At 66.4% G+C, this 20,520-nt stretch carries 18 protein-coding genes; 9 read left to right on the top strand and 9 right to left on the bottom strand.

What is annotated here, in order from left to right; genetic code table 11:
* Position 1: 1 nt before the first annotated feature.
* A complete protein-coding gene (locus JQ639_RS01965) occupies positions 2-793 on the bottom strand; it encodes a crotonase/enoyl-CoA hydratase family protein (protein ID WP_211969712.1) in 792 nt (263 codons plus the stop codon).
* A gap of 101 nt (positions 794-894) precedes the next feature.
* Here JQ639_RS01965 and JQ639_RS01960 point away from each other — a divergent pair, with 101 nt between their 5' ends.
* Entirely contained in the window at positions 895-1,527 is a 633-nt protein-coding gene (locus JQ639_RS01960) for a TetR/AcrR family transcriptional regulator (protein ID WP_211969713.1), read from the top strand.
* Between the two features lie 51 nt (positions 1,528-1,578).
* Positions 1,579-2,532 carry an ACP S-malonyltransferase gene (fabD, locus tag JQ639_RS01955; protein WP_211969714.1) on the top strand — a complete coding sequence of 318 codons (954 nt, stop codon included), beginning with the start codon at positions 1,579-1,581 and terminating at the stop codon, positions 2,530-2,532.
* Between the two features lie 21 nt (positions 2,533-2,553).
* On the opposite strand, the gene eutC is transcribed toward fabD, so the two are convergent.
* Positions 2,554-3,384 carry an ethanolamine ammonia-lyase subunit EutC gene (eutC, locus tag JQ639_RS01950; RefSeq protein ID WP_211969715.1) on the bottom strand — a complete coding sequence of 277 codons (831 nt, stop codon included), beginning with the start codon at positions 3,382-3,384 and terminating at the stop codon, positions 2,554-2,556.
* Positions 3,381-4,775: an ethanolamine ammonia-lyase subunit EutB gene (locus JQ639_RS01945; RefSeq protein WP_211969716.1), complete on the bottom strand. Its 1,395-nt coding sequence runs from the start codon at positions 4,773-4,775 to the stop codon at positions 3,381-3,383. The genes eutC and JQ639_RS01945 overlap by 4 nt, the downstream gene beginning before the upstream one ends.
* Before the next feature lie 224 nt (positions 4,776-4,999).
* On the opposite strand from JQ639_RS01945, the gene fabG reads away from it, so the two are divergent.
* From fabG to gmk, 6 genes are all read left to right on the top strand, one after another.
* Complete coding sequence (gene fabG / locus JQ639_RS01940; protein ID WP_211969717.1) at positions 5,000-5,737, top strand: 3-oxoacyl-[acyl-carrier-protein] reductase; 738 nt, start codon at positions 5,000-5,002, stop codon at positions 5,735-5,737.
* Between the two features lie 292 nt (positions 5,738-6,029).
* The gene (locus tag JQ639_RS01935) at positions 6,030-6,269 is read left to right on the top strand and encodes an acyl carrier protein (protein ID WP_006610957.1); all 240 of its coding nucleotides are present in this window, start codon (positions 6,030-6,032) and stop codon (positions 6,267-6,269) included.
* 96 nt (positions 6,270-6,365) lie between these two features.
* The gene (fabF, locus tag JQ639_RS01930; RefSeq protein WP_211969718.1) at positions 6,366-7,631 is read left to right on the top strand and encodes a beta-ketoacyl-ACP synthase II; all 1,266 of its coding nucleotides are present in this window, start codon (positions 6,366-6,368) and stop codon (positions 7,629-7,631) included.
* Positions 7,632-7,865: 234 nt separating this feature from the next.
* The gene (gene mltG, locus JQ639_RS01925; protein ID WP_211969719.1) at positions 7,866-9,140 is read left to right on the top strand and encodes an endolytic transglycosylase MltG; all 1,275 of its coding nucleotides are present in this window, start codon (positions 7,866-7,868) and stop codon (positions 9,138-9,140) included.
* A 179-nt stretch (positions 9,141-9,319) separates the two neighbouring features.
* A complete protein-coding gene (locus tag JQ639_RS01920) occupies positions 9,320-10,207 on the top strand; it encodes a YicC/YloC family endoribonuclease (RefSeq protein WP_211969720.1) in 888 nt (295 codons plus the stop codon).
* A gap of 3 nt (positions 10,208-10,210) precedes the next feature.
* Entirely contained in the window at positions 10,211-10,867 is a 657-nt protein-coding gene (gene gmk, locus JQ639_RS01915; RefSeq protein ID WP_211969721.1) for a guanylate kinase, read from the top strand.
* Between the two features lie 56 nt (positions 10,868-10,923).
* On the opposite strand, the gene JQ639_RS01910 is transcribed toward gmk, so the two are convergent.
* From JQ639_RS01910 to lptG, 6 genes are all read right to left on the bottom strand, one after another.
* Positions 10,924-11,982 carry an alcohol dehydrogenase gene (locus tag JQ639_RS01910; RefSeq protein ID WP_211969722.1) on the bottom strand — a complete coding sequence of 353 codons (1,059 nt, stop codon included), beginning with the start codon at positions 11,980-11,982 and terminating at the stop codon, positions 10,924-10,926.
* A 21-nt stretch (positions 11,983-12,003) separates the two neighbouring features.
* Positions 12,004-12,861: a 16S rRNA (adenine(1518)-N(6)/adenine(1519)-N(6))-dimethyltransferase RsmA gene (gene rsmA / locus JQ639_RS01905; RefSeq protein ID WP_211969723.1), complete on the bottom strand. Its 858-nt coding sequence runs from the start codon at positions 12,859-12,861 to the stop codon at positions 12,004-12,006.
* Positions 12,858-13,865, bottom strand: coding sequence for a 4-hydroxythreonine-4-phosphate dehydrogenase PdxA (gene pdxA, locus JQ639_RS01900; protein WP_211969724.1), 1,008 nt, complete (start codon positions 13,863-13,865; stop codon positions 12,858-12,860). Before pdxA ends, rsmA begins: the two co-directional genes overlap by 4 nt.
* A 61-nt stretch (positions 13,866-13,926) precedes the next feature.
* Entirely contained in the window at positions 13,927-14,865 is a 939-nt protein-coding gene (locus JQ639_RS01895; protein ID WP_371745176.1) for a SurA N-terminal domain-containing protein, read from the bottom strand.
* Between the two features lie 90 nt (positions 14,866-14,955).
* Positions 14,956-17,370, bottom strand: coding sequence for an LPS-assembly protein LptD (locus JQ639_RS01890; RefSeq protein WP_211969726.1), 2,415 nt, complete (start codon positions 17,368-17,370; stop codon positions 14,956-14,958).
* 77 nt (positions 17,371-17,447) lie between these two features.
* Positions 17,448-18,533 carry an LPS export ABC transporter permease LptG gene (gene lptG / locus JQ639_RS01885; RefSeq protein ID WP_211969727.1) on the bottom strand — a complete coding sequence of 362 codons (1,086 nt, stop codon included), beginning with the start codon at positions 18,531-18,533 and terminating at the stop codon, positions 17,448-17,450.
* A gap of 461 nt (positions 18,534-18,994) precedes the next feature.
* Between lptG and JQ639_RS01880 the strand changes: the two genes are divergently transcribed.
* A complete protein-coding gene (locus JQ639_RS01880) occupies positions 18,995-20,497 on the top strand; it encodes a leucyl aminopeptidase (protein WP_211969728.1) in 1,503 nt (500 codons plus the stop codon).
* Positions 20,498-20,520: the final 23 nt, after the last annotated feature.

Below are 20,520 nucleotides of genomic sequence, written 5' to 3'. Positions count from 1 at the left end.
GTCAGCGGCCGGTGTAAACCGGCGGGCGACGCGCGATCCAGGCGGCGAGGCCCTCGCCGAGGTCGTGCGTCGGCACCATCGTCGCGAACTGCTCGCTCTCGACCAGCAGGCCTTCCCCGATGCTTTGATTGAGGCCGCGCGTCACCGCGGTGATGATGCTGCGCACCGCGAGCGGCGAGTGGCGCAAGATGCGGCCGGCGAGGCCGCGCGCCGCGCCCAGCAGTTCGTCATGGGGAACGACGGCGTTGACGAGGCCGAGTTCGAGTGCATGCGGCGCGGTGAAGGGATCGCCGGTGAGCAGCAATTCCAGCGCGCGCTTGCGGCCGGCGAGACGCGGCAGCCGCTGCGTGCCACCGAAGGTCGGCGGCATGCCGATGTTGATTTCGGGTTTGGCGAACATCGCGCGCTCGCTGGCGATGGCGAGATGGGCGGCTTCGGTGATCTCGCAGCCGCCGCCATAGGCGAGGCCGTTGACCGCGACGATCACCGGCTTGGGAAACGCCTCGATCCGCGCGGTCAGGCCCTGTCCGCGCCGTACGAAGTCGCGCACCGCGGCGTCGGTGCCTTGCCGGACGCTCTGCGAGAACTGGTGGATGTCCGCACCGGCTGAAAAAGCGCGCTCACCCGCGCCGGTCAGGATCACGGCGCGGATGACGGGATCGACTTCGATGTCGTCGAGGATGGCCATCAGGGCGTCGACGAGCTCGTAGCTGAGGGCGTTGAGCTTGTGGGGCCGGTTGAGCGTCACCAGTGCGATGGACGCATCGACGGCGACGAGGACGGGAGCGAACATGCGGAGCCTCCGTGGCAAGCATAGGACGGGACGTCAGGTGCCGCCGACGCTAGCCGCGCTGCATCATTGTGTATACTCACTGGTCAGTATACATTGGCGCCATGCCCAGATCCTCCGACGCCACCCGCCACCGCATCGTCGCCGCCGCGGCGAAGCTGTTCTATGACGACGGCATCCGCGGCGTCAGCGTCGACGCGGTCGCGGACAAGGCCGGCGTCACCAAGCGTACGCTGTACTATCATTTCCAGAGCAAGGACGATCTCGTCGCGGCCTATCTGGCGGCGCGCGACCAGCCCAACCTCGAGCTGTTCAAGCGCTGGTTCGCCGAGACCGAGGGCGACGTCGCCGCAAAGGTACGCGGCATCTTCCGCCATCTCGCGCGCTCCGCCCGCCATCCGAAATGGCGGGGCTGCGGTTTCCTGCGCACCTCCGCCGAGCTCGCCAACATGCCGGGGCATCCGGCGATGCGGATCGGTGCGGCCCACAAGAAGAAGTTCGAGGCCTGGCTCGGCGAGGTGTTTGCCGCCGAAGGATTTTCAGGTGGCGGGGAACTCGCCCGACAGATCGTGCTTCTGCTCGACGGCTCGTTCGCCGTGGTCCTGTTGCACCGCGATGCCACATATATGGAGACCGCGGGCGAGGCCGCCTTTGCCCTGGTGTCCGGTGCGCCCGGAGCCTCCTTGGCGCGGCCCTCCGGCCGGCGCGCATCCACAGGGCGGGTGCGGGGCCATTGACAGAATGGTCCGGATTGGTGTGGAGGTTCGGTTTTTCCAAGGGACATCAGGATGACGGCAGCGTTCACGTTCCCCGGACAGGGGTCTCAGGCGGTGGGAATGGGCAAGGCGCTGGCGGAGGCGTTTCCCGTCGCGCGAGCGGTGTTCGACGAGGTCGACGCCGCGCTCGGCGAAAAGCTGACTGCGACCATCTGGGACGGCCCGGCCGAGACGCTGCAACTGACCGAGAATGCCCAGCCGGCGCTGATGGCGGTGTCGCTGGCGGCGCTGCGGGTGCTGGAGAACGAGGCGGGTGTCACGGTGCGCGGCAACGCGGCGTTCGTCGCCGGCCATTCGCTCGGCGAATATTCCGCGCTGGCGGCGGCCGGCGCGTTGTCGATCACGGATACCGCACGGCTGCTGCGCATCCGCGGCCGCGCCATGCAGAAGGCAGTCCCGGTCGGCGTCGGCGCCATGGCGGCGCTGCTCGGCCTTGACTACGAAGCTGCGGTGGCGGTCGCCGCCGAAGCGGCGCAGGGCCAGGTCTGCGACGCCGCCAATGACAATGGCGGTGGCCAGGTCGTGGTGTCCGGCCACAAGGAGGCCGTCGACCGTGCGGTCGAGATTGCCAAGGGCAAGGGTGCCAAGCGCGCCATGCTGCTGCCGGTGTCCGCGCCCTTCCACTGCAAGCTGATGCAGCCCGCCGCCGACGCCATGGCCGAGGCGCTGAGCAGCGTTAGCATCCAGACGCCGGTGGTGCCGCTCGTCGCCAACGTGCTGGCGTCGGCGATTGCCGATCCCGAAGAGATCCGCCGTCGTCTGGTCGAGCAGGTCACCGGCACGGTGCGCTGGCGCGAGTCCGTCACCTTCATGGCGGGGCAGGGCGTCAAGCTGTTCGTGGAGATCGGTGCCGGCAAGGTGCTGTCGGGTCTCGTCAAGCGGATCGCCGACGGTGCGGTCGGCATGGCTGTCGGCGCACCCGGCGACGTCGCGGCCGCCAAGGATGCCATCACCGCGCAGGGCTGATCATCCCGTCCGCAAGCGGCTTCACGACGCCGGCGAACCTGATGGGTCCGCCGGCGGCAGGGCATCGCGCGCAGCGCGTTCCGCGCCCGGCAGCGCCGTGTCGCTTTCGTCCTTGAGGCCGACGCCTGTCAGCCCGCGCTGCAATGCCGCGCCGGCCAACCAGGCAAGCCTGACGGCGGCCGCCGCATAATCAAGTCCTTCCGGCCGGATGTTGGAAATGCAGTTGCGCTCCGCGTCGCTGCGCCCCGTGAATGGCGCGTGGGTGAGGTAGACGCCGAGACTGTCCGGCGAACTGAGGCCGGGTCGTTCGCCGATCAGCATGACCGCAAGGCGGGCGCCCATCAGGTCCGCGATCTCGTCGGCGAGCGCGACGCGGGCCTGTGTCGCGATCACAACGGCCGGCGCAAAGCGCACTCCCGGGAGCCGGGGACGCAGCGCCGCGAGCAGCGGTACGGCGTGGCGCGCGACCGCGAGCGCTGACAGGCCGTCCCCGATCACAAGACAGATGTCGCAGGGGGCGCCCGCGCGCGCCCGCAGGGTTTCGGCGTCACGTGCAGCAAGCCGCCGGCCGAGGTCGGGGCGCCGCAGATAGGTGGCGCGGTCCGGCGCGCGGCTCGTCACGGTGACCGCCGGCCATGACTGGAGGATGAGATCCGCGGCCAGCGCGCCGACATCGAGCGCGGCGTGCACGGCGTCGCGCGCCATCGCATGCGCCCAGCCGAAGCGCAGCACCTCGTCGGTCGGCAGTCCCGTGCCCGCGCGACCGAGCGCCAGACGGGCCGGTGTGACGCGTCGCCATTCGTTCCAGGAGCTTGGTGTGACGGGGCTTGGCGTGACGGAATCGTCGGTCATGTGAGCAGCGCCTTGAGGCCGGACATGCCGCCGAGCAGCGGATTGCTCACCGGCGGGCGCAGCCGTCCGGCGGCATCGGTGATGCCCATGCCCTGCAGCCAGGCTTCGAATTCCGGAGCGCGCTTGAGACCGAGCGTTTCCCGCAGGAACAGGGCGTCGTGAAACGATGTGCTCTGGTAGTTCAGCATGACATCGTCGGCACCGGGCACGCCCATGATGAACGTGACCCCGGCCGCCCCCAGCAGCACCAGCAGCGTGTCCATGTCGTCCTGGTCGGCTTCGGCATGATTGGTGTAGCAGACGTCGCATCCCAGCGGCAGGCCGAGCAGCTTGCCGCAGAAATGATCCTCGAGCCCCGCGCGGATGATCTGCTTGCCGTCGTAGAGATACTCCGGACCGATGAAGCCGACCACGGTGTTGACCAGCAGCGGTGCATAGCGGCGGGCAAGCCCATAGGCGCGCGCCTCGCAGGTCTGCTGGTCGACGCCGCTGTGAGCGTCAGCAGACAGCGCGCTGCCCTGGCCGGTCTCGAAATACATGACGTTGTCGCCGACGGTGCCGCGCCGGAGTGCGCGGGCGGCGGCATGCGCCTCGTCGAGCAGCTCGATGGTGACGCCGAATGAGCGGTTGGTTTTCTCCGTGCCGCCGATCGACTGGAAGACGAGGTCGACCGGCGCGCCGGCGCGCATCAGCTCCAGGATGTTGGTCACGTGGGTGAGCACGCAGCCCTGGGTCGGGACGGCGAAGCGCTCGATCACCTCATCGACCAGCCGCAGCAGATCGCCGAGGGCAGGCAAGCTGTCCGAAGCCGGATTGATGCCGATCACTGCGTCGCCCGCGCCCATCAGCAGGCCATCGAGGATGGATGCCGCGATACCGCGCGGAGCGTCGGTCGGATGGTTGGGTTGCAGACGTACCGAAAGCTGGCCGGGCAGACCGATGGTGTTGCGAAAGCGCGTGGTCACAGCGCATTTGCGGGCGACCGCGATCAGGTCCTGGTTGCGCATCAGCTTGCTGACCGCCGCCGTCATTTCCGGCGTCAGTCCAGGCGCCAGCGCGGCGAGCGTTGCCGTGGTCGCAAGGTCCGACAGCAGCCAGTTGCGGAAGTCGCCGACGGTGAGATGCGCGACGGGCGTGAAGGCCGCGGCATCGTGGCTGTCGATGATCAGGCGCGTGACGCTGTCGTGTTCGTAGGGGATCAGCGCTTCGGTGAGAAACTGCTTCAGCGGCGTTTCGGCCAGCACATGGCGCGCCGCCATGCGCTCCTGCGCGCTCGCGGCGGCAAGGCCGGCGAGCTGGTCGCCGGAGCGCTCCGGGCTGGCGCGGGCCATGACTTGGCGGAGATCGTCGAAGACGAAGCGCTGGGAAGCGATGGTGGCTCGGTAGCGCATCGGTCCTTCCGGCTGCGAGGGGCAAAGCTGCGGCCGACATTAGGGGCAAACGGCGGGCCTGTCTGCGCGGCCTCTGGGGGCTCTCCCGGAGGCGGCTCGCCCCGCCGGGGCCAAGTTTATGCAAGGGAAATGCCAGTCCAGCCGGCCGCAGCGGCATTGACGGCGGGCGTTTGCTTGCGGCAAACCGGCGCCAACGATTTGACCGACACCGAAGGAAAAAGACCATGTTCGACCTGACCGGCAGGACCGCCCTGATTACCGGCGCGACCGGCGGCATCGGCGGCGCCATTGCCAAGGCGCTGCATGCCCAGGGCGCGACCATCGCGATTTCCGGCACCCGCCGCGAGGTACTGGACGCCCTGGCCGCCGAGATCGGCGACCGCGTCCATGTGCTGCCGTGCAATCTCTCCGATGCCGAGGCCGTCGAGGCGCTGGTGCCGTCCGCAGAGCAGGCCATGGGCCAGCTCGACATTCTCGTCAGCAATGCCGGCATTACCCGCGACAACCTTTTTGTGCAGCTGCGTGACGAGGACTGGAGCACGGTCATCGACGTCAACCTGACGGCCACCTTCCGCCTGGCGCGGGCTGCGACCAAGCTGATGATGCGCAAGCGTTTCGGCCGGATTATCGCGATCACTTCGGTGGTCGGGGTGACCGGGAATGCCGGGCAGGGGAATTACGCCGCGTCCAAGGCCGGCCTGATCGGAATGATGAAGTCGCTGGCCCAGGAGTACGCGCGGCGCAATGTCACCGCCAACTGCATCGCGCCCGGCTTCATCGCGACCCCGATGACTGATGTCCTGAATGAAAAGCAGCGCGAGGCGGTGCTGTCGAAGGTACCGGCGGCGCGGCTCGGCACGCCCGATGATATTGCTGCGGCTGCGGTCTATCTCGCTTCCAACGAAGCGGCCTACGTGACCGGCCAGACGCTGCACGTCAACGGCGGAATGGCAATGATTTGAAGCCTGTACAAGGGTTTTCAACGGTTTTTAGTGATCGGCCGTCGGCTGGTTTCCCGGCGCGAAGTATGCTAACCGGCGGCAGTCGGGTTGGGGACAAGAACGCCATTGCAGGATTCCAAAACCCTGTATATTGCCGTGGCAGAACCGGTCGCCGTTTCTGGGGCCACGCGGGCTGCCCGAGCAGTCCGCTGGGAACGAGCGGAACTGGCAGCAGGGGTTTCTGGCGAGTCAACGTACCCGATGGCTTTGCCGCTTTTGCGGTCGAGTCCAATGGAACAAGCACGAGGTTGAAATGAGCGAGATTGGCGAGCGGGTTAAGAAGATCGTGGTCGAACACCTTGGTGTCGAACCCGAGAAGGTTGTCGACAATGCGAGCTTCATCGACGATCTCGGCGCGGACAGCCTCGATACCGTCGAACTGGTGATGGCTTTCGAAGAAGAGTTCGGCTGCGAGATTCCCGACGACGCGGCGGAGACCATCCTGACCGTTGGCGACGCCACCAAGTTTCTCGAGAAGAACGCGAAGAGCTGACGGCCTTCTCATGGCGTCGCAGAAGCCGGCCGGACCGTTGCCGCGGTCGACCGGCTTCTTGCCATCTGCCGTAGCCGCCGCAGCGGAGTTGAAAGCATGAGACGGGTTGTCGTCACGGGCCTCGGCATGGTCTCGCCACTTGGCTGTGGCGTCGAAGCGACGTGGCAGCGCATTATTCGGGGCGAGTCCGGTGCACGGAAGGTCGAGAGCTTCGACGTATCCGATCTGCCGACCAAGATCGCCTGCATGGTGCCGCGCGGCGATGGCAGCAATGGTACGTTCCATCCCGACCAGTGGATGGATCCGAAGGATCAGCGCAAGGTCGACGATTTCATCGTCTATGCGATGTGCGCCGCCAAGCAGGCGCTCGACGACGCCAACTGGCATCCGGCGACCGAAGAGGACAAGTGCGCCACCGGGACCATGATCGGTTCAGGGATCGGCGGCATCGACGGCATCGCCGAGACGGCCATCACGCTGAAGGAACGTGGTCCGCGCAAGGTGTCGCCGTTCTTCATCCCGGGCCGCCTGATCAATCTGGCGTCGGGCTACGTCTCCATCGCCCACGGCCTCAAGGGCCCCAACCATGCCGTCGTCACCGCATGCTCGACCGGAGCACATGCGATCGGCGACGCGTCGCGGCTGATCGCGCTCGGCGATGCCGATGTGATGGTTGCGGGGGGCTCGGAATCGCCGGTCAATCGTATCGCGATGGCCGGCTTCTGCGCCCTGCGGGCAATGTCGACCGGCTTCAACGATACGCCGGAGCTTGCGTCGCGTCCCTACGACCGCGATCGTGACGGTTTCGTCATGGGAGAGGGCGCCGGCGTGGTGGTGCTCGAGGAATACGAGCACGCCGTGAAGCGCGGCGCCAGGATCTATGCCGAGGTAGTCGGCTACGGCCTGTCCGGCGACGCCTATCACATCACGGCACCGGCCGAGGATGGCGACGGCGCGTTCCGCTGCATGACTGCGGCGCTCAAGCGGGCCGGCCTGTCGGCGGCGGACCTCGACTATATCAACGCGCACGGCACGTCGACGCCGCTCGGCGACGAGATCGAGCTCGGCGCGGCGCAGCGGTTGCTCGGCAATGCCGCCTCGAAGGTGTCGATGTCATCGACCAAGTCGTCGACCGGCCACCTGCTGGGCGCGGCGGGCGCGATCGAGGCGATCTTCAGCGTGCTGGCGATTCGCGACAACATCGCGCCGGCGACCATCAATCTGGAGAATCCGTCGGTCGAAACCACGATCGATCTGGTGCCGCAGAAGGCCAGGGAGCGCGAAATCAACGTGGCGCTGTCCAATTCATTCGGCTTCGGGGGAACGAATGCCTCGCTGATCGTCCGGCGTGTCGTCAATTGATTGGAATTGTGCAGCAGTTCCAACGTTTTGCCATATTCAACGTGATTGCTTCCTGCGGGCATCCGCACAAGCACATTCAGCGCTGGCCGACCTCGCTCATGGCTTGCGGGTCTGTTTGACGACACGAACTGGACGGGTGGATCGCGCAATCGATTTCCAGTTTGCATGAAGGCGGTTCGAACGCAGGGGGCTGCGCCGGATCGGGATCGAATCGACGGGATTCAGGTTGCATCGATGAGTGAAAGACCGCCCATCTCACCGAAGAGCCCGCGCGCGGCGCTGGAGCCTGAACAGCTGCCGCCGCCGCCCAAGCGCTCGGCGCGGGCACGCAATCCGTTCGTGGTGGCCGGCAACGCGATCATCACCATCATCCTGATCGCTATGCTCGGCGTTGGCGGCACCTATGTCTACGGGCGGCAGAAGCTCGAGGCGGCGGGACCGCTGAAGGACGACAAGATTGTCAACATTCCCTCGCGCGCCGGCATGGGTGACATCGCCGACATTCTGCAGCGCGAAGGGGTCATCGACAACAATCGCTGGGCCTTCTTCGGCGGCGTGATCGCGATGAAGGCGCGCTCTGAGTTGAAGTCGGGCGAGTATGCGTTCCAGAAGAACGCGAGCCTGCGCGACGTCATCAACACCATCGTCGACGGCAAAGTGGTGCAGCACTCCTTCACCATCCCCGAAGGCCTGACCTCCGAACAGATCGTCGCCCGTCTGCTCGAGAACGACATTCTTGCCGGCCAGATCAAGGAGCTGCCCCGCGAGGGCACGCTGCTTCCCGAGACCTACAAGTTTCCCCGTGGCACGACGCGCGACCAGGTGATCCAGCGCATGCAGCAGGCGCAGCGGCGCGTGCTGGCCGAGGTGTGGGAGCGGCGCAGCCCCGATCTGCCGGTCAAGACGCCCGAGCAACTGGTGACCCTGGCCTCCATCGTGGAGAAGGAGACCGGGCGCGCCGACGAGCGCAGCCGCGTCGCCTCGGTATTCGCCAATCGCCTGCGCCAGAAGATCAAGCTGCAGTCTGACCCGACCATCATCTACGGTCTGGTCGGCGGCAAGGGAACGCTGGGGCGCCCGATCAAGCGGAGCGAGATCCAGCAGCCGTCGCCGTACAACACCTATGTCATCGAGGGACTGCCGCCCGGGCCGATCGCCAATCCGGGCCGCGCCTCGCTGGAGGCGACCGCCAATCCGGCGCGCACGCGCGATCTGTTCTTCGTCGCCGACGGCACCGGAGGACATGCGTTCTCCGAGAGTTACGACCAGCATCAGAAGAACGTCTCCAAGCTGCGCACCATCGAGAAGCAGCAGCAGAACGACACCGTCGAGCCCGGCGACGACCAGCCGCCGGCCGCCTCGCCCCCTGCTGCGGCCGACAGTGCGCCATCGGCGGCCGACCAGGCGCCCGCAAAGCCTGCGCCGGCCAAGAAGAAGGGCGGCAACGCCAAGCGGGCCGCCGTCAGCGCCAAGGGCGGAGCGGCTCCTGCGGAGGCCGTGGAGCAGTAGCGTTCGTGGCCGGCTTGTGAGCCCTGGCGGGCACGGATACAGTCCCGCCGAATTTCAATCGCGTTGTGGCTGCCCGATCCGGTTCCTCCGAGACCGGCGTCATGCGGTCGCGTTGGCAACGAGCGATGACCCGCAGCGGGCCGAAACGGCCCGCGGGGATCGCGAAACCGGAGTTATGAATGGCGTTGTCGAGTATGACCGGCTTTGCGAGAAGCCATGGCAGCAGCGGCCCCTACAGTTTCGAGTGGGAGCTGAAATCGGTCAACGCCAAGGGGTTCGACTTCCGCATGCGGTTGCCGCCCGGTTGGGACGAGGTCGAGCAGGTCGTCCGCAAACGCGCCACCGAGGTCCTCTCACGCGGCACGGTCTACGCCAATCTGACGGTGAAGCGCGTCAGCGCGGCTTCGGTGGTCCGGGTCAACGAGGACGTGCTGGCGGCGATCCTCAAGGTCGCCGGAGAGCTGTCGGCGAAGACCGGCGCAGCGGCGCCGACCATCGACGGGCTGCTTGCCGTGAAGGGCGTGATCGAGGTCGTCGAGCCGGACAGCGACGAGGCCGAAGACCAGGCTGCCCGCACCGCGGTGCTCGCCGCGTTCGAGACCGGCCTGACCAGCCTGGTCGAGATGCGCAGGCGCGAGGGCGTCGCCCTCGGCCAGATCCTCGGCCAGCGCCTCGACGAGATCGAACGTCTCACCGCCCGCGCGGATGCGGCCCCCGGGCGCAAGCCGGAGGCGGTGCGGGCGCGCCTTGCCGAACAGATCGCGGCGCTGCTCGAGACCTCCGAGCGGTTCGATCCGGATCGGCTAAGCCAGGAGGCGCTGATGATCGCGACCAAGGCCGATATCCGCGAGGAGCTCGACCGTATCGCTTCTCACATCGCTCAGTCGCGCGACCTGCTGCGCAAGGGCGGCGCGATCGGCCGGCGTCTCGACTTCCTCGCGCAGGAGTTCAACCGCGAGGTGAACACGACCTGCTCGAAGGCCAACGATATCGAATTGACCAACACGGGGCTCGAGATGAAGAACGTCGTCGAGCAGTTCCGTGAACAGGTCCAGAATTTGGAGTAGGACATGAGCGGCGGGCAGGGCATCAAGGGCGTGGAGCGGCGCGGGCTGATGTTCGTGCTGTCGTCTCCGTCGGGCGCGGGCAAGACGACGTTGTCACGCCTGCTGCTGGATCGCGTTCCCGGCCTGAGCCTGTCGGTCTCGGCGACGACGCGCGCCAAGCGGCCGGCAGAGCTCGACGGTCGTGACTACCATTTCGTCGACCATGCGCGTTTCGAGGCGATGGTGCGCAACGACGAACTGCTGGAATGGGCGACCGTGTTCGACAACCGCTACGGCACCCCGCGGGCGCCGGTCGAGGCGGCGCTGTCGTCCGGCCAGGACGTGCTGTTCGACATCGACTGGCAGGGCACGCAGCAGCTGCGCGAGAAGGCGCGGGCCGATGTCGTCAGCGTGTTCATCCTGCCGCCCTCGGCGGCAGACCTCGAGAAGCGGCTGCACACCCGCGCGCAGGATTCCGCCGAGGTGATCCGCGGCCGCATGAGCCGCGCCACCCATGAACTCAGCCATTGGGCGGAGTACGACTACATCGTCATCAACTACGACGTGGAGGAGGCGTTCGCCGAGATCCAGTCGATCCTCAAGGCTGAGCGTCTCAAGCGCGAGCGCCGCACCGGCCTCACCACGTTCGTGCGCGATCTGCAGAAGCAGCTCGGACAATAAAAAACGCGGCCGGGCGAGCCGGGCCGCGCTTTGCGTCGAGGTCGCGTTGGTGTGCTTCAGTTGACCAGCATGATGCGGCCGACGACGTGGCCGGCGCGCAATTCATCGATCCACTTCTGGACGTCGCCCATCGGCTCTTCGCTGATCGGCGGCGCCGTGATCTTGCCGGCACGGGCGAGCGCCATCAGCTCGCGGCCTTCTTCCAGCGTGCCGGTCATGAAACCTTCGATGGTCATGCGCTTGTAGATCCATTGCACCTGCGGGATGCTGAAGGTGCCGCCCATCAGACCCGACACCGCGATCTTGCCGCCGCGCGCGAGCACGGAGACCGCGAACGCCATCGACTTCTCGTTGCCGGCGAAATCGACGATCTCGTCGAAGCCGCCGTTGGTCTCCTTCAGGATGCGCTTGATGACATCGGGCTCGGTCGGATCATAGGCGAACGACGCGCCGTTCTTGAGGGCGGTGTCGCGTGCCGCGGCGCTGAGGTCGGCGACCGAGACCGGCTGCTTGAACATCGCCTTTGCGAACGACAGGCCCATCATGCCGACGCCGCCGAGGCCGATCAGCAGCAGGTTGCGCTGGCGGGGGCGGTCGACAAGGCGCTTCAGCGCGCCATAGGCGGTCGCGCCCGAGCACATCAGCGTCGCAGCGAGATTGATCGGCAGCGGATCGAAATCGAGCAGGTACTTCTCGTCGGGCACCAGCACATGGGTGGCGAAGCCGCCGTCGATCGAGACGCCGAGGAAGCGGTTCCTAGCGCAGAGGTTCTCGTCGCCGTGGGCGCAGTCCGGACACTCGCCGCAGCCGATCCACGGAAACACCGCCTTGCGCGCGCCGATCAGGCTCTTCGTGCCGTCGGGGCCGACCTCCTCGACCGTGCCGGCAATCTCGTGGCCGAGCGTGAAGGGCAGCGTCATGCCGCGCGTGGTGTCGAGACGCTTGCCGTTGCCGATGTCGGCGTAGCCATCCTGGATGTGCAGGTCGGAGTGGCACAGGCCGCAGCGTTCGATGCGGACAAGGACCTCGCGACCCCTCGGCGCGGGCGTGTCGACGATCGTTTCGCAGAGCGGAGCATCGAACTTGACGAGTGACTGGCGGCGCATCAGCGGCATGGAGCGTTTCCCTGGCGAACTTCAGTTGTGTTTTTTTATATTGATGAATTCTCGGGCCATGGCAACAAAGCCGCTGATCGGTATCGTCTCGGCGCGACGTGTCGGATCGATACCGGCGAATTCCGTGAGAGGGGCAGGATCGACGCCGAGCGATTTGAGGCTCTGTCTCAGCATCTTTCGCCGCTGTCCAAAAGCCGCCGCGGTGACCTGCTCGAGCGCGCGGAGATTGCATGGCTCGGGCGCGGCGCGCGGCACCAGCCTCACCACCGACGAGGTCACCTTCGGCGGCGGTACGAAGGCGGACGGTGCGATGTCGAACAACCGTTTGGTCTCGGCGCGCCAGTTCGCAAGCACGGCGAGGCGGCCGTAGGCGTCCTCGTCGACGGCGGCGGTGATGCGGTCGGCGACCTCCCGCTGGAACATCAGCACCAGCATCTCGAACCAGGGTGGCCAGGGCTCGGCCGACAGCCAGCCGGTCAGCAGCGGTGTGGCGATGTTGTAGGGCAGGTTGGCGACGATCCGCGTGGGCTCGCCGGCGGCGAGCAGCGGGCGCGGATCGAAGCGCATGGCGTCGTCGGCCACAACCTGCAGCCGTCCGGGATAGCGCTCGGCGATCTCGGCAAGCGCCGGCAGCACGCGCTCGTCGCGCTCGACCGCGATGACCCGCCGCGCGCCGGCGGCGAGCAGGGCCCGCGTCAGGCCGCCGGGTCCCGGACCGATTTCGATGACGGTGACGCCGTCGAGAGGGCCTGCGGCGCGTGCGATCCGCGAGGTCAGGTTGAGATCGAGCAGGAAGTTCTGTCCCAGCGACTTGCGGGCCGACAACTCGTAGCGGCGAATGACGTCGCGCAGCGGCGGCAGGTCGTCGATCGCGCTCATGCCGTGCCGGCAGCCGCGGACATGCGCGCGGCGAGCTTCAGTGCTGCGATCAGGCTGGACGGATTGGCGCGCCCGCTGCCGGCGATATCGAAGGCGGTGCCATGATCCGGCGATGTCCGGATGAACGGCAGTCCGAGCGTGACATTGACGCCGTCGTCGAACGCCAGCGTCTTGAGCGGGATCAGGGCCTGGTCGTGATACATCCCGACGGCGCAGTCGTAGGTCCGGCGTGCCGCCTCGTGGAACATGGTGTCGGCCGGCAGCGGGCCGCGGATGTCGAGCCCCTCGCGACGCAGGATCTCCACGGCAGGAGCGATGATGGCACGGTCTTCGCTGCCGATGGTGCCATCTTCGCCCGCGTGCGGATTGAGGCCGGCGAGCGCGATGCATGGGTTGGCGAGGCCGAAGCGGCGCTTGAGATCGGTTGCCAGCACGCGGCATGTCGCGACGATCAGTTCCGTCGACAGCATGTCGATCGCCTTGTGCAATGGCACGTGGATGGTCACGGGCACCACGGCGAGCGTCGGCGACCACAGCATCATGACCGGCAGCGGCGTGATGCCGTCGCGGCGCGACAGTTCGGCCAAGAATTCGGTGTGTCCGGGATGGCTGAAGCCCGCGCGGTAGAGCACGCTCTTGGCGATCGGGTTGGTCACGACGGCGGCGGCATGGCCAGCCTCGACGTCGGCAACGGCGCGGCGGATGGCTGCGATCGCCGCCGGCGCACTGCTGGCATCGGGATGGCCGGCGCGCGCCGTGATGCGATGGCCCGTCGGCACGACGGGCAGGGCGCCGGGGAAGACCGCGGCGGCCTGGTCGGGGATGGTCGCCTCGAAGGTGACGTCGGCGCCGAGGACGTCGGCGCGGCCGCGCATGAAGTCGATGTCGCCGATCAGGTAGAAGGGCGGGATCCGGTCGTCGGCGCGTCGAAGCCACGCGGCGATGGCGATGTCAGGGCCGATCCCGGCAGGCTCTCCGACAGTCAGCGCAAGCGGTCGCGTCACGGCTCCCGTATCTCCGGTGGGCGGCGGACGATCCTGACACGGCTCTCGCGGTCGCGCTGCATCAGCGCTTCTCGATCATCGCCGCCTTGCGCAGATCCTGCAGGTAGGCCTTGGACTTGGCCTCGAATTTCTGCATGAACATCTTGTCGCGCAGCTCGCGCTTCTCCGGCGTGTCGGCGGTGGTCGGCTTGCGCGAGCACAGCGCCACCATCTCGACGCCCTGCTTGGTGGCTTCCGGCGGCGTCAGGTGGCCGATCTCGGTCTTGTCGAGCAGCGCGCGCAGCGGCGCGGGGAGATCGGCAGACGTCTTGATCACGTTGTCGCGGATCGCCGCGTCACGCATCGTGCGGAAAATGCTGGTGGCCTCGTCGCAGCTCTGGATACGGCTGCGCAGGGCTTCGGCCTCGCGGCGGCGGGCATCCAGCGCACCGGCGCCGGCGCCGCGCGGCACCACCAGCACGATCGGGCGCATGTTGTATTCGTAGCTCGTCGCCTTTGAGTTCTCGTCGCCCTTGATCAGGACCGCGGATTGCACGTCCTTCTCGTTGACCACGAGGCTGTCCTTGAAGCGGCCACGCACAAGGCTCGTCCAGACGCTGTCGGCACGCATCTTGTTCTTCAGCGTTTCGGCCCGGATGCCGGAGCGCGCCAGCACCGCCGTGAGGCCATCGGCGTTGAGGCGCATGCGCGAGCCCATCGAGGCGAAGATCGCATCGACTTCCGAGGCGGTGGGATCGATGCCGTACTTCTTGGCTTCCTTGATCTTCACCTTGTCGTCGATCAGCTCGTTGATGATCTGATCGCGTGGCGGCATCTTGTGGGTCGACAGCGCATCGAGCTTGCCGCGCTGCTCGATATCGAAATTGGTGATCGGCTCGCCGTTGACCATCAGCACGACGTTCTGGGCGCGCGACGGCGTCGCACCGGCCGTCGCGGCGATCAGGACAACGCCCGCGGCGGCTGCGACGCGCGCCAGGCGAGGCAAGGAGATCGCAATCATCATTGGTACCCGTGAGTTCCCGGTCTGGATGTCGTCAGGCCTACTCCAATGGGAGAACTTTGTGGTCCCGCCATGGCACCCGGTGCGGCTCTATTGCCCAGTTCCAACGCTCTGGTTGAACGACGTCATGCCGATGGTCCGCAGTCCGATCTGCACCATCACACGATGATCGAGAGTTGGGGTCGGTGTCGTCAGAGAGGTATATGCGTAGTCGGTAATGTAGTTCACCGCCAGCACGAAGCAGTCGTCCACATAGCCGGCGCCGATGATGTACTGGTTGATCTTGTCGGCCTGCAGGTCATAGCGGAAGCCGCCGGACACCACCCAGTTCGAGGTCAGCTTGACGCTGCCCTTGGTCAGAATGCCCTCACGACGGGTGAGGTAGCCGAGTTCCGGCTGCGGCGCGTAGTTGCCGTAGATCATGCTGACCGACCAGCGGTCGAAGCTGGCGCTGCCCTCAAGCTCGAGGCGCTGCACGTTCATCGTTGCTTCGTCGAGGCGGGTGCTCGCCGAGAACGTGTAGGTCCGGTTCGGCTGATAGGTCACGCGGGCGACATAGTCCGAGCGGGCCTTGTCGAGACCGCTGTCAATGCCGGTGTTGGTCAGGTCACGCACGGCGTAGGAGTTCAGGCCGAACAACTGGTAGGACTGGCCGACGAGGACATTGACCGAACCGCCGCGATCGAACTGCGTGTTGGCCTGGACGCCGACATTGGCTCGGCCGCCGCCCTCGACGCGGTCCCAGCCCGAGAACTTGTCGACGCTGAACAGGTTGGATGCGTCGAAGGTCAGGCTCTGCGCATCCTCGTTGGGCAGGCTGGCGGCGTGGGTCTCGTTCGGCCGCACGATCACTTGGGCAATCGGGGTCACGGTGGTGGTGCCCCACGGCTGCACGTTGATGAACGGATAGCGGTACTCGAGGCCGACAGCCGGCATCAGGCGGACGGTGTTGGTGTCGCCTGTCGTCGCGTAGTTGGAGACACCCGGCTGGTCGGTGATCGATGCACTGATGACGTCGGCGCGCAGCGAGACGAACGGGGTCCAGATCTGGCCCAGCGGATCGGTGAACGACCGGCGCCAGTCGACCTGGCCGGACAGGCGGGTGTAGTCGCCGGGGACGCCGCGCAGCAGGCAGTTGGCGGGCATCAGCTTGGTCGGGTCGGCCGAGGTCGGCAAGCACCAGCCGTTGGCAACCGCATTGGCCGAGATCGGCTCGAAATCGGCGGTTGAGCGGCTCAGGCTAGTGAAGTTGCCCTTGTAGCTGAATTCACCACCCAGCACCGAACGGTTGAGGACGTTCGAGTAGTCGATCACCGGACGAACGATCGGCAACTGGCTCTGCACGTCGGCGGCGGCGAAGCCGTAATAGTACAGCATCCGCGCATCGAAGTAGCTGCGGTTGCCGACGCCGGTCAGATAGATCTGCGACGTCGCTTCGGTCGGCGTCGTCAGGAACGACTGCATCGGATTCCTGAAGGCGGCGAGATTGTACTGCTGGAAGAACGATTTGTCGCTGATCAGCGTGCCATCCCAGCCCCACGCCCACTTGTCGTTCAGCGCGAACTGGCCATGGGTCTCGACCGCGCCACGCAGGCGGCGATCGCCGGTGGTGCCGGAGAAAGCATCCGGTTTCAGCTGATCGATGCCGTAGCCGCGGATCTCGTAGGCGCCGTTCATCAGACGCTGGCGGAACTCGGCCTGCATCAGCACGCCTTGCCGCGTGGTGATCCGCGGGGTCAGCGTCATGTCATAGTCGGGGGCGAGCGCCCAGTAGTACGGAATCTCAAGTCCGAGGCCCGTTGCCGAACTCTGCATGCCCCACGGGATCAGGAAGCCAGACTTGCGCTTCACCGTCGGATCGGGCGTCGAGAAATAGGGCAGATAGGCCAGCGGAACGCCGAAGAATTCGAGGTGCGCATCCTCGAAATACAGCATCTTCTCCTGCTGGTCGTGAATGATGCGCGCGCCCTTGACCTGCCACAGCGGCGGCTTCTTGGGGTTGTCGCGGCATTCGGCGCAGGCGGTGTAGACGCCGTTCTGGAAGACCGTGTAGCGGCCTTCGGTGCGGTCGGCGCGTGTCGCCGCCATCCGCGTCTGGTCGGCGGTGTCGAGACGGAGCGAATCGACGAAGCCGTCGCGATAGTCGTCGCTGAGGTCGATCGCGTTGGCGTAGGTAATCTTGCCGTCCGCATCGGTCATGCGGACGTTGCCCTCGGCGCGCAGGCGCTTGGTCTTCTGGTCGTAGACGACCTTGTCCGCCTCGACCGTCGTGCTGTTGTGGTAGATCTGGACGTTGCCGACCGCCACCACACGCTCGTTGTTGTAGTCGTAGTCGACCTCGGTCGCCTGGACGAGCATCTGCCCGTCGTTGGGACGCTGGGGCGGACGCGGCCGGGGCGGCTGCGGATTGTACGTGAAGCTCTGCGCCGCGGACGGGGTCACCGTCGCAACATCGAACGCCACCGCGAACGCAAGCGCCGCAGCAAAGGGAACAACGACACGCATGACGATCCCATGGCAGCGCACGACCGTGCGCCGCCGACGGCGGTACGTCACACTATGGCGGGCGGCGACAACGGCCACTACCCGTCCTCCTGGTACAACAAGGCCAAAAAACCGGTGAGGCCGCCCACACACACGGGCAACCACGCCGCAGCGATAGGTGGCATCAGCTCGGCCTTGCTCAAATCCTCAGTCACTTTCGAGAGGACATAGAGCAGAAAGCCGGAAGCCACGCCACTCAAAACCATCTTTTGCACGCCGCCGAACCGGAAGAAGCGAAGGCTCACGGCGCCGGCCAGCAGCACCATCGCAGCCAGCAAAAACGGCCGCGAAAGCAGCTTCTGATACTGCAGGCGGTAGCCCGCTGTGGCCAGTCCTGAACTGGCGGACGATTTTATGTAATCGGGGAGTTGCCAAAAAGACACAGTTTCCGGGGTCGAAAAGCTGTTTCGGACCTGGGCCGGCGTCAGATTGGTGCTCAGCAGAAGGGTATCCTGTTCCTGCGGCGGGTCGTTCAGGGTGTAGCGCCGCGCGCCGCGGAAGCGCCAAACGCCTTGTTCGAGGACCGCTTCGCGCGCCTCGATTCGCTCCCTGAACTCGCCATTAGGGGCGAATCGAAACACTGTCAGACCGGTGAGCCGGACGCCTTGCTCCTGGCTGTTGGCGGCATTGATAATGCTCTGGCCTTCACTCGTGACCTGGTTGACCCAGAAGCCGGAGGCATCCTGCAGACCCTGCCGGTCGCCGAACAGCTCGGCCTCCATCTGTTTGGCCTGTTCTTGCATGCTCGCCGACATCGGGTTGTAGATGGCGGTTGCCGCGACGCCGAGGATCAGCGCGCTGAGGATGGCAGGGGTCATGAACTGCCAGGCGGAGATGCCCGCGGCGCGCGCCACCACCAGTTCGAGCCGGCGCGACAGAGTGAGGTAGCAGGACATCGCGCCGACCAGCACGCAGAACGGCATCAGACGCTCGAGCAACTGCGGCACGCGGAACAGGGAAGTCTGGGCGACGAACAGTGCGGAAGCGGTGGCGATGCTGGCAGTTCGCCGCATCAGCTCGATGTAATCGACAAAGACCACCAGCAGGAAGATGCCGACGAAAACGGACAGCGTCGCGAGCAGGAAGCGGCCGGCAAAATAACGCGCGAGCGTGTTGGCGATCATGGCGTCATCCAGCCTTACGCAAAACGCTTGCTGGCCGGCCCACAGGACCGGACCACCATGACTCGCCGCGCCGACATCCCCGTCGACCGGTCAGAAAAATCGTCGATCGACCCCATCGATACCCGCGAAACCCAATCCCCATATGCCGTCTTCACGGTTGGATTCGACCTTGCTCCCAAGCGAATACCCATTCGCCAACCGCGGGAGTGCAGCGTTTCCATGCCATACGCTATCTCAACAGTATCTCTTTGATTGGTCAACAAAATGGCCGGGACGTGATCGGGTGTTGCTGATGGTTAATAATTTGCATCCGTGGCGATCGCGCCACGCCCGGCGGCGCGCGTGTAGGCCAGCTGCGGCCGCGGCGCGGCTTGGCATGGCGCGGGCGGCCGGGTCATAGTGATGAACCCGGCCGGATTCTCGCAGTCCGGCGGCTGGTCCCGTTTTTCTGGAGGTTTCCCATGCCCGACGCCGTCAAGGTCGGCTTTGTTCCGTTTTCCGCCGGCCCGCGTGGCGTCCTGGTGGCGCTTTGTGACGAGACCCTGAAATTTGGGAGTGCGAGCCGCAAGGTGCTGGGCGCGTCCGCCGAGGCGGTGATCAAGCGGGCGGCCGCGGCCAGCCGCTTCAAGGGCAAGAACGGCTCGGTGCTGGACATCCTGGCGCCGGAAGGGCTGAAGGTCGACCGGCTGATCGTGGTCGGGACTGGCAAGACCGCAGACCTCAAGGATGAAGACTATACGCGGCTCGGCGGCGCGATCGCCGGGCGGCTCAAGGGCGGCGGCGAGGCGGTGACCGTCCTGGCGGATTTGCCGGATGGTCCGCTGGCGCCGGCCCGTGCGGCGGCGATCGCCGCGGGTGTGCGCCTGCGCGCCTACAAGTTCGACCGCTACAAGACGAAGAAGAAAGACGACGAGGGCAAGGGCGGCATGGCCGTCTCGGTCGCGGTGGGGGATGTCGCGGCGGCCCGCAAGGCATTCGCCCATCCCGATTCGGTCGTCGACGGCGTGCTGGTGGCGCGCGATCTCGTCAACGAGCCGCCGAACGTGCTGTTTCCGGTCGAGTTCGCCCGTCGCGCAGCGCAACTGCGCAAGCTTGGCGTGCGCGTCGACATTCTCGACGTCAAGGCGATGACCAAGCTCGGGATGGGCGCGCTGCTCGGCGTGTCCCAGGGCTCGACCCATGACGGTCGCATGGTGGTGATGCGCTGGAACGGCGGCAAGAGCGGTGACAAGCCGGTGGCCTTCATCGGCAAGGGCGTGTGTTTCGATACCGGCGGCATCTCGATCAAGCCGGCCGGCGGCATGGAAGACATGAAGGGCGACATGGCCGGCGCAGCTTGCGTGGTCGGCCTGATGCACGCGCTGGCCTCGCGCAAGGCGAAGGTCAACGTCGTCGGCGCGATCGGCCTCGTCGAGAACATGCCGGACGGCAACGCGCAGCGTCCCGGCGACATCGTCACGTCGATGTCCGGGCAGACCATCGAGATCATCAATACAGATGCCGAAGGCCGTCTCGTTCTCGCCGATGTGCTCTGGTACGTCGCCAGGAAGTTCAAGCCGAAGTTCATGGTCGACCTGGCGACGCTGACCGGTGCGATCCTGGTTGCGCTGGGCACCGATCACGCCGGCCTGTTCTCCAACAACGACGAGTTGTCCCAGCGGTTGACCGCGGCGGGACTGGAGACCGGCGAGCGTGTCTGGCGGATGCCGCTGGGACCGGAGTACGACAAGCAGATCGACTCGCGCTTCGCCGACATGAAGAACACGGGCGGCCGGAATGGCGGATCGATCACGGCGGCCCAGTTTCTGCAGCGCTTCGTCGACGATGTGCCGTGGGCCCATCTCGATATCGCAGGCACCGGCATGGGCGCACCGTCGAGCGATATCAACACCAGCTGGGGATCGGGATTCGGCGTCCGTCTGCTCGATCGCCTGGTCGCGGACCACTACGAGCCGCGGCGCTGACGGCGCGCCGGCACGCGAGGCTG

This window comes from Bradyrhizobium sp. U87765 SZCCT0048, from assembly GCF_018131225.1.
Taxonomy (GTDB): Bacteria; Pseudomonadota; Alphaproteobacteria; order Rhizobiales; family Xanthobacteraceae; genus Bradyrhizobium_A.
The sequence above is the reverse complement of the archived record's forward strand: the minus strand, read 5'-3'. Positions and strand labels throughout refer to the sequence as shown.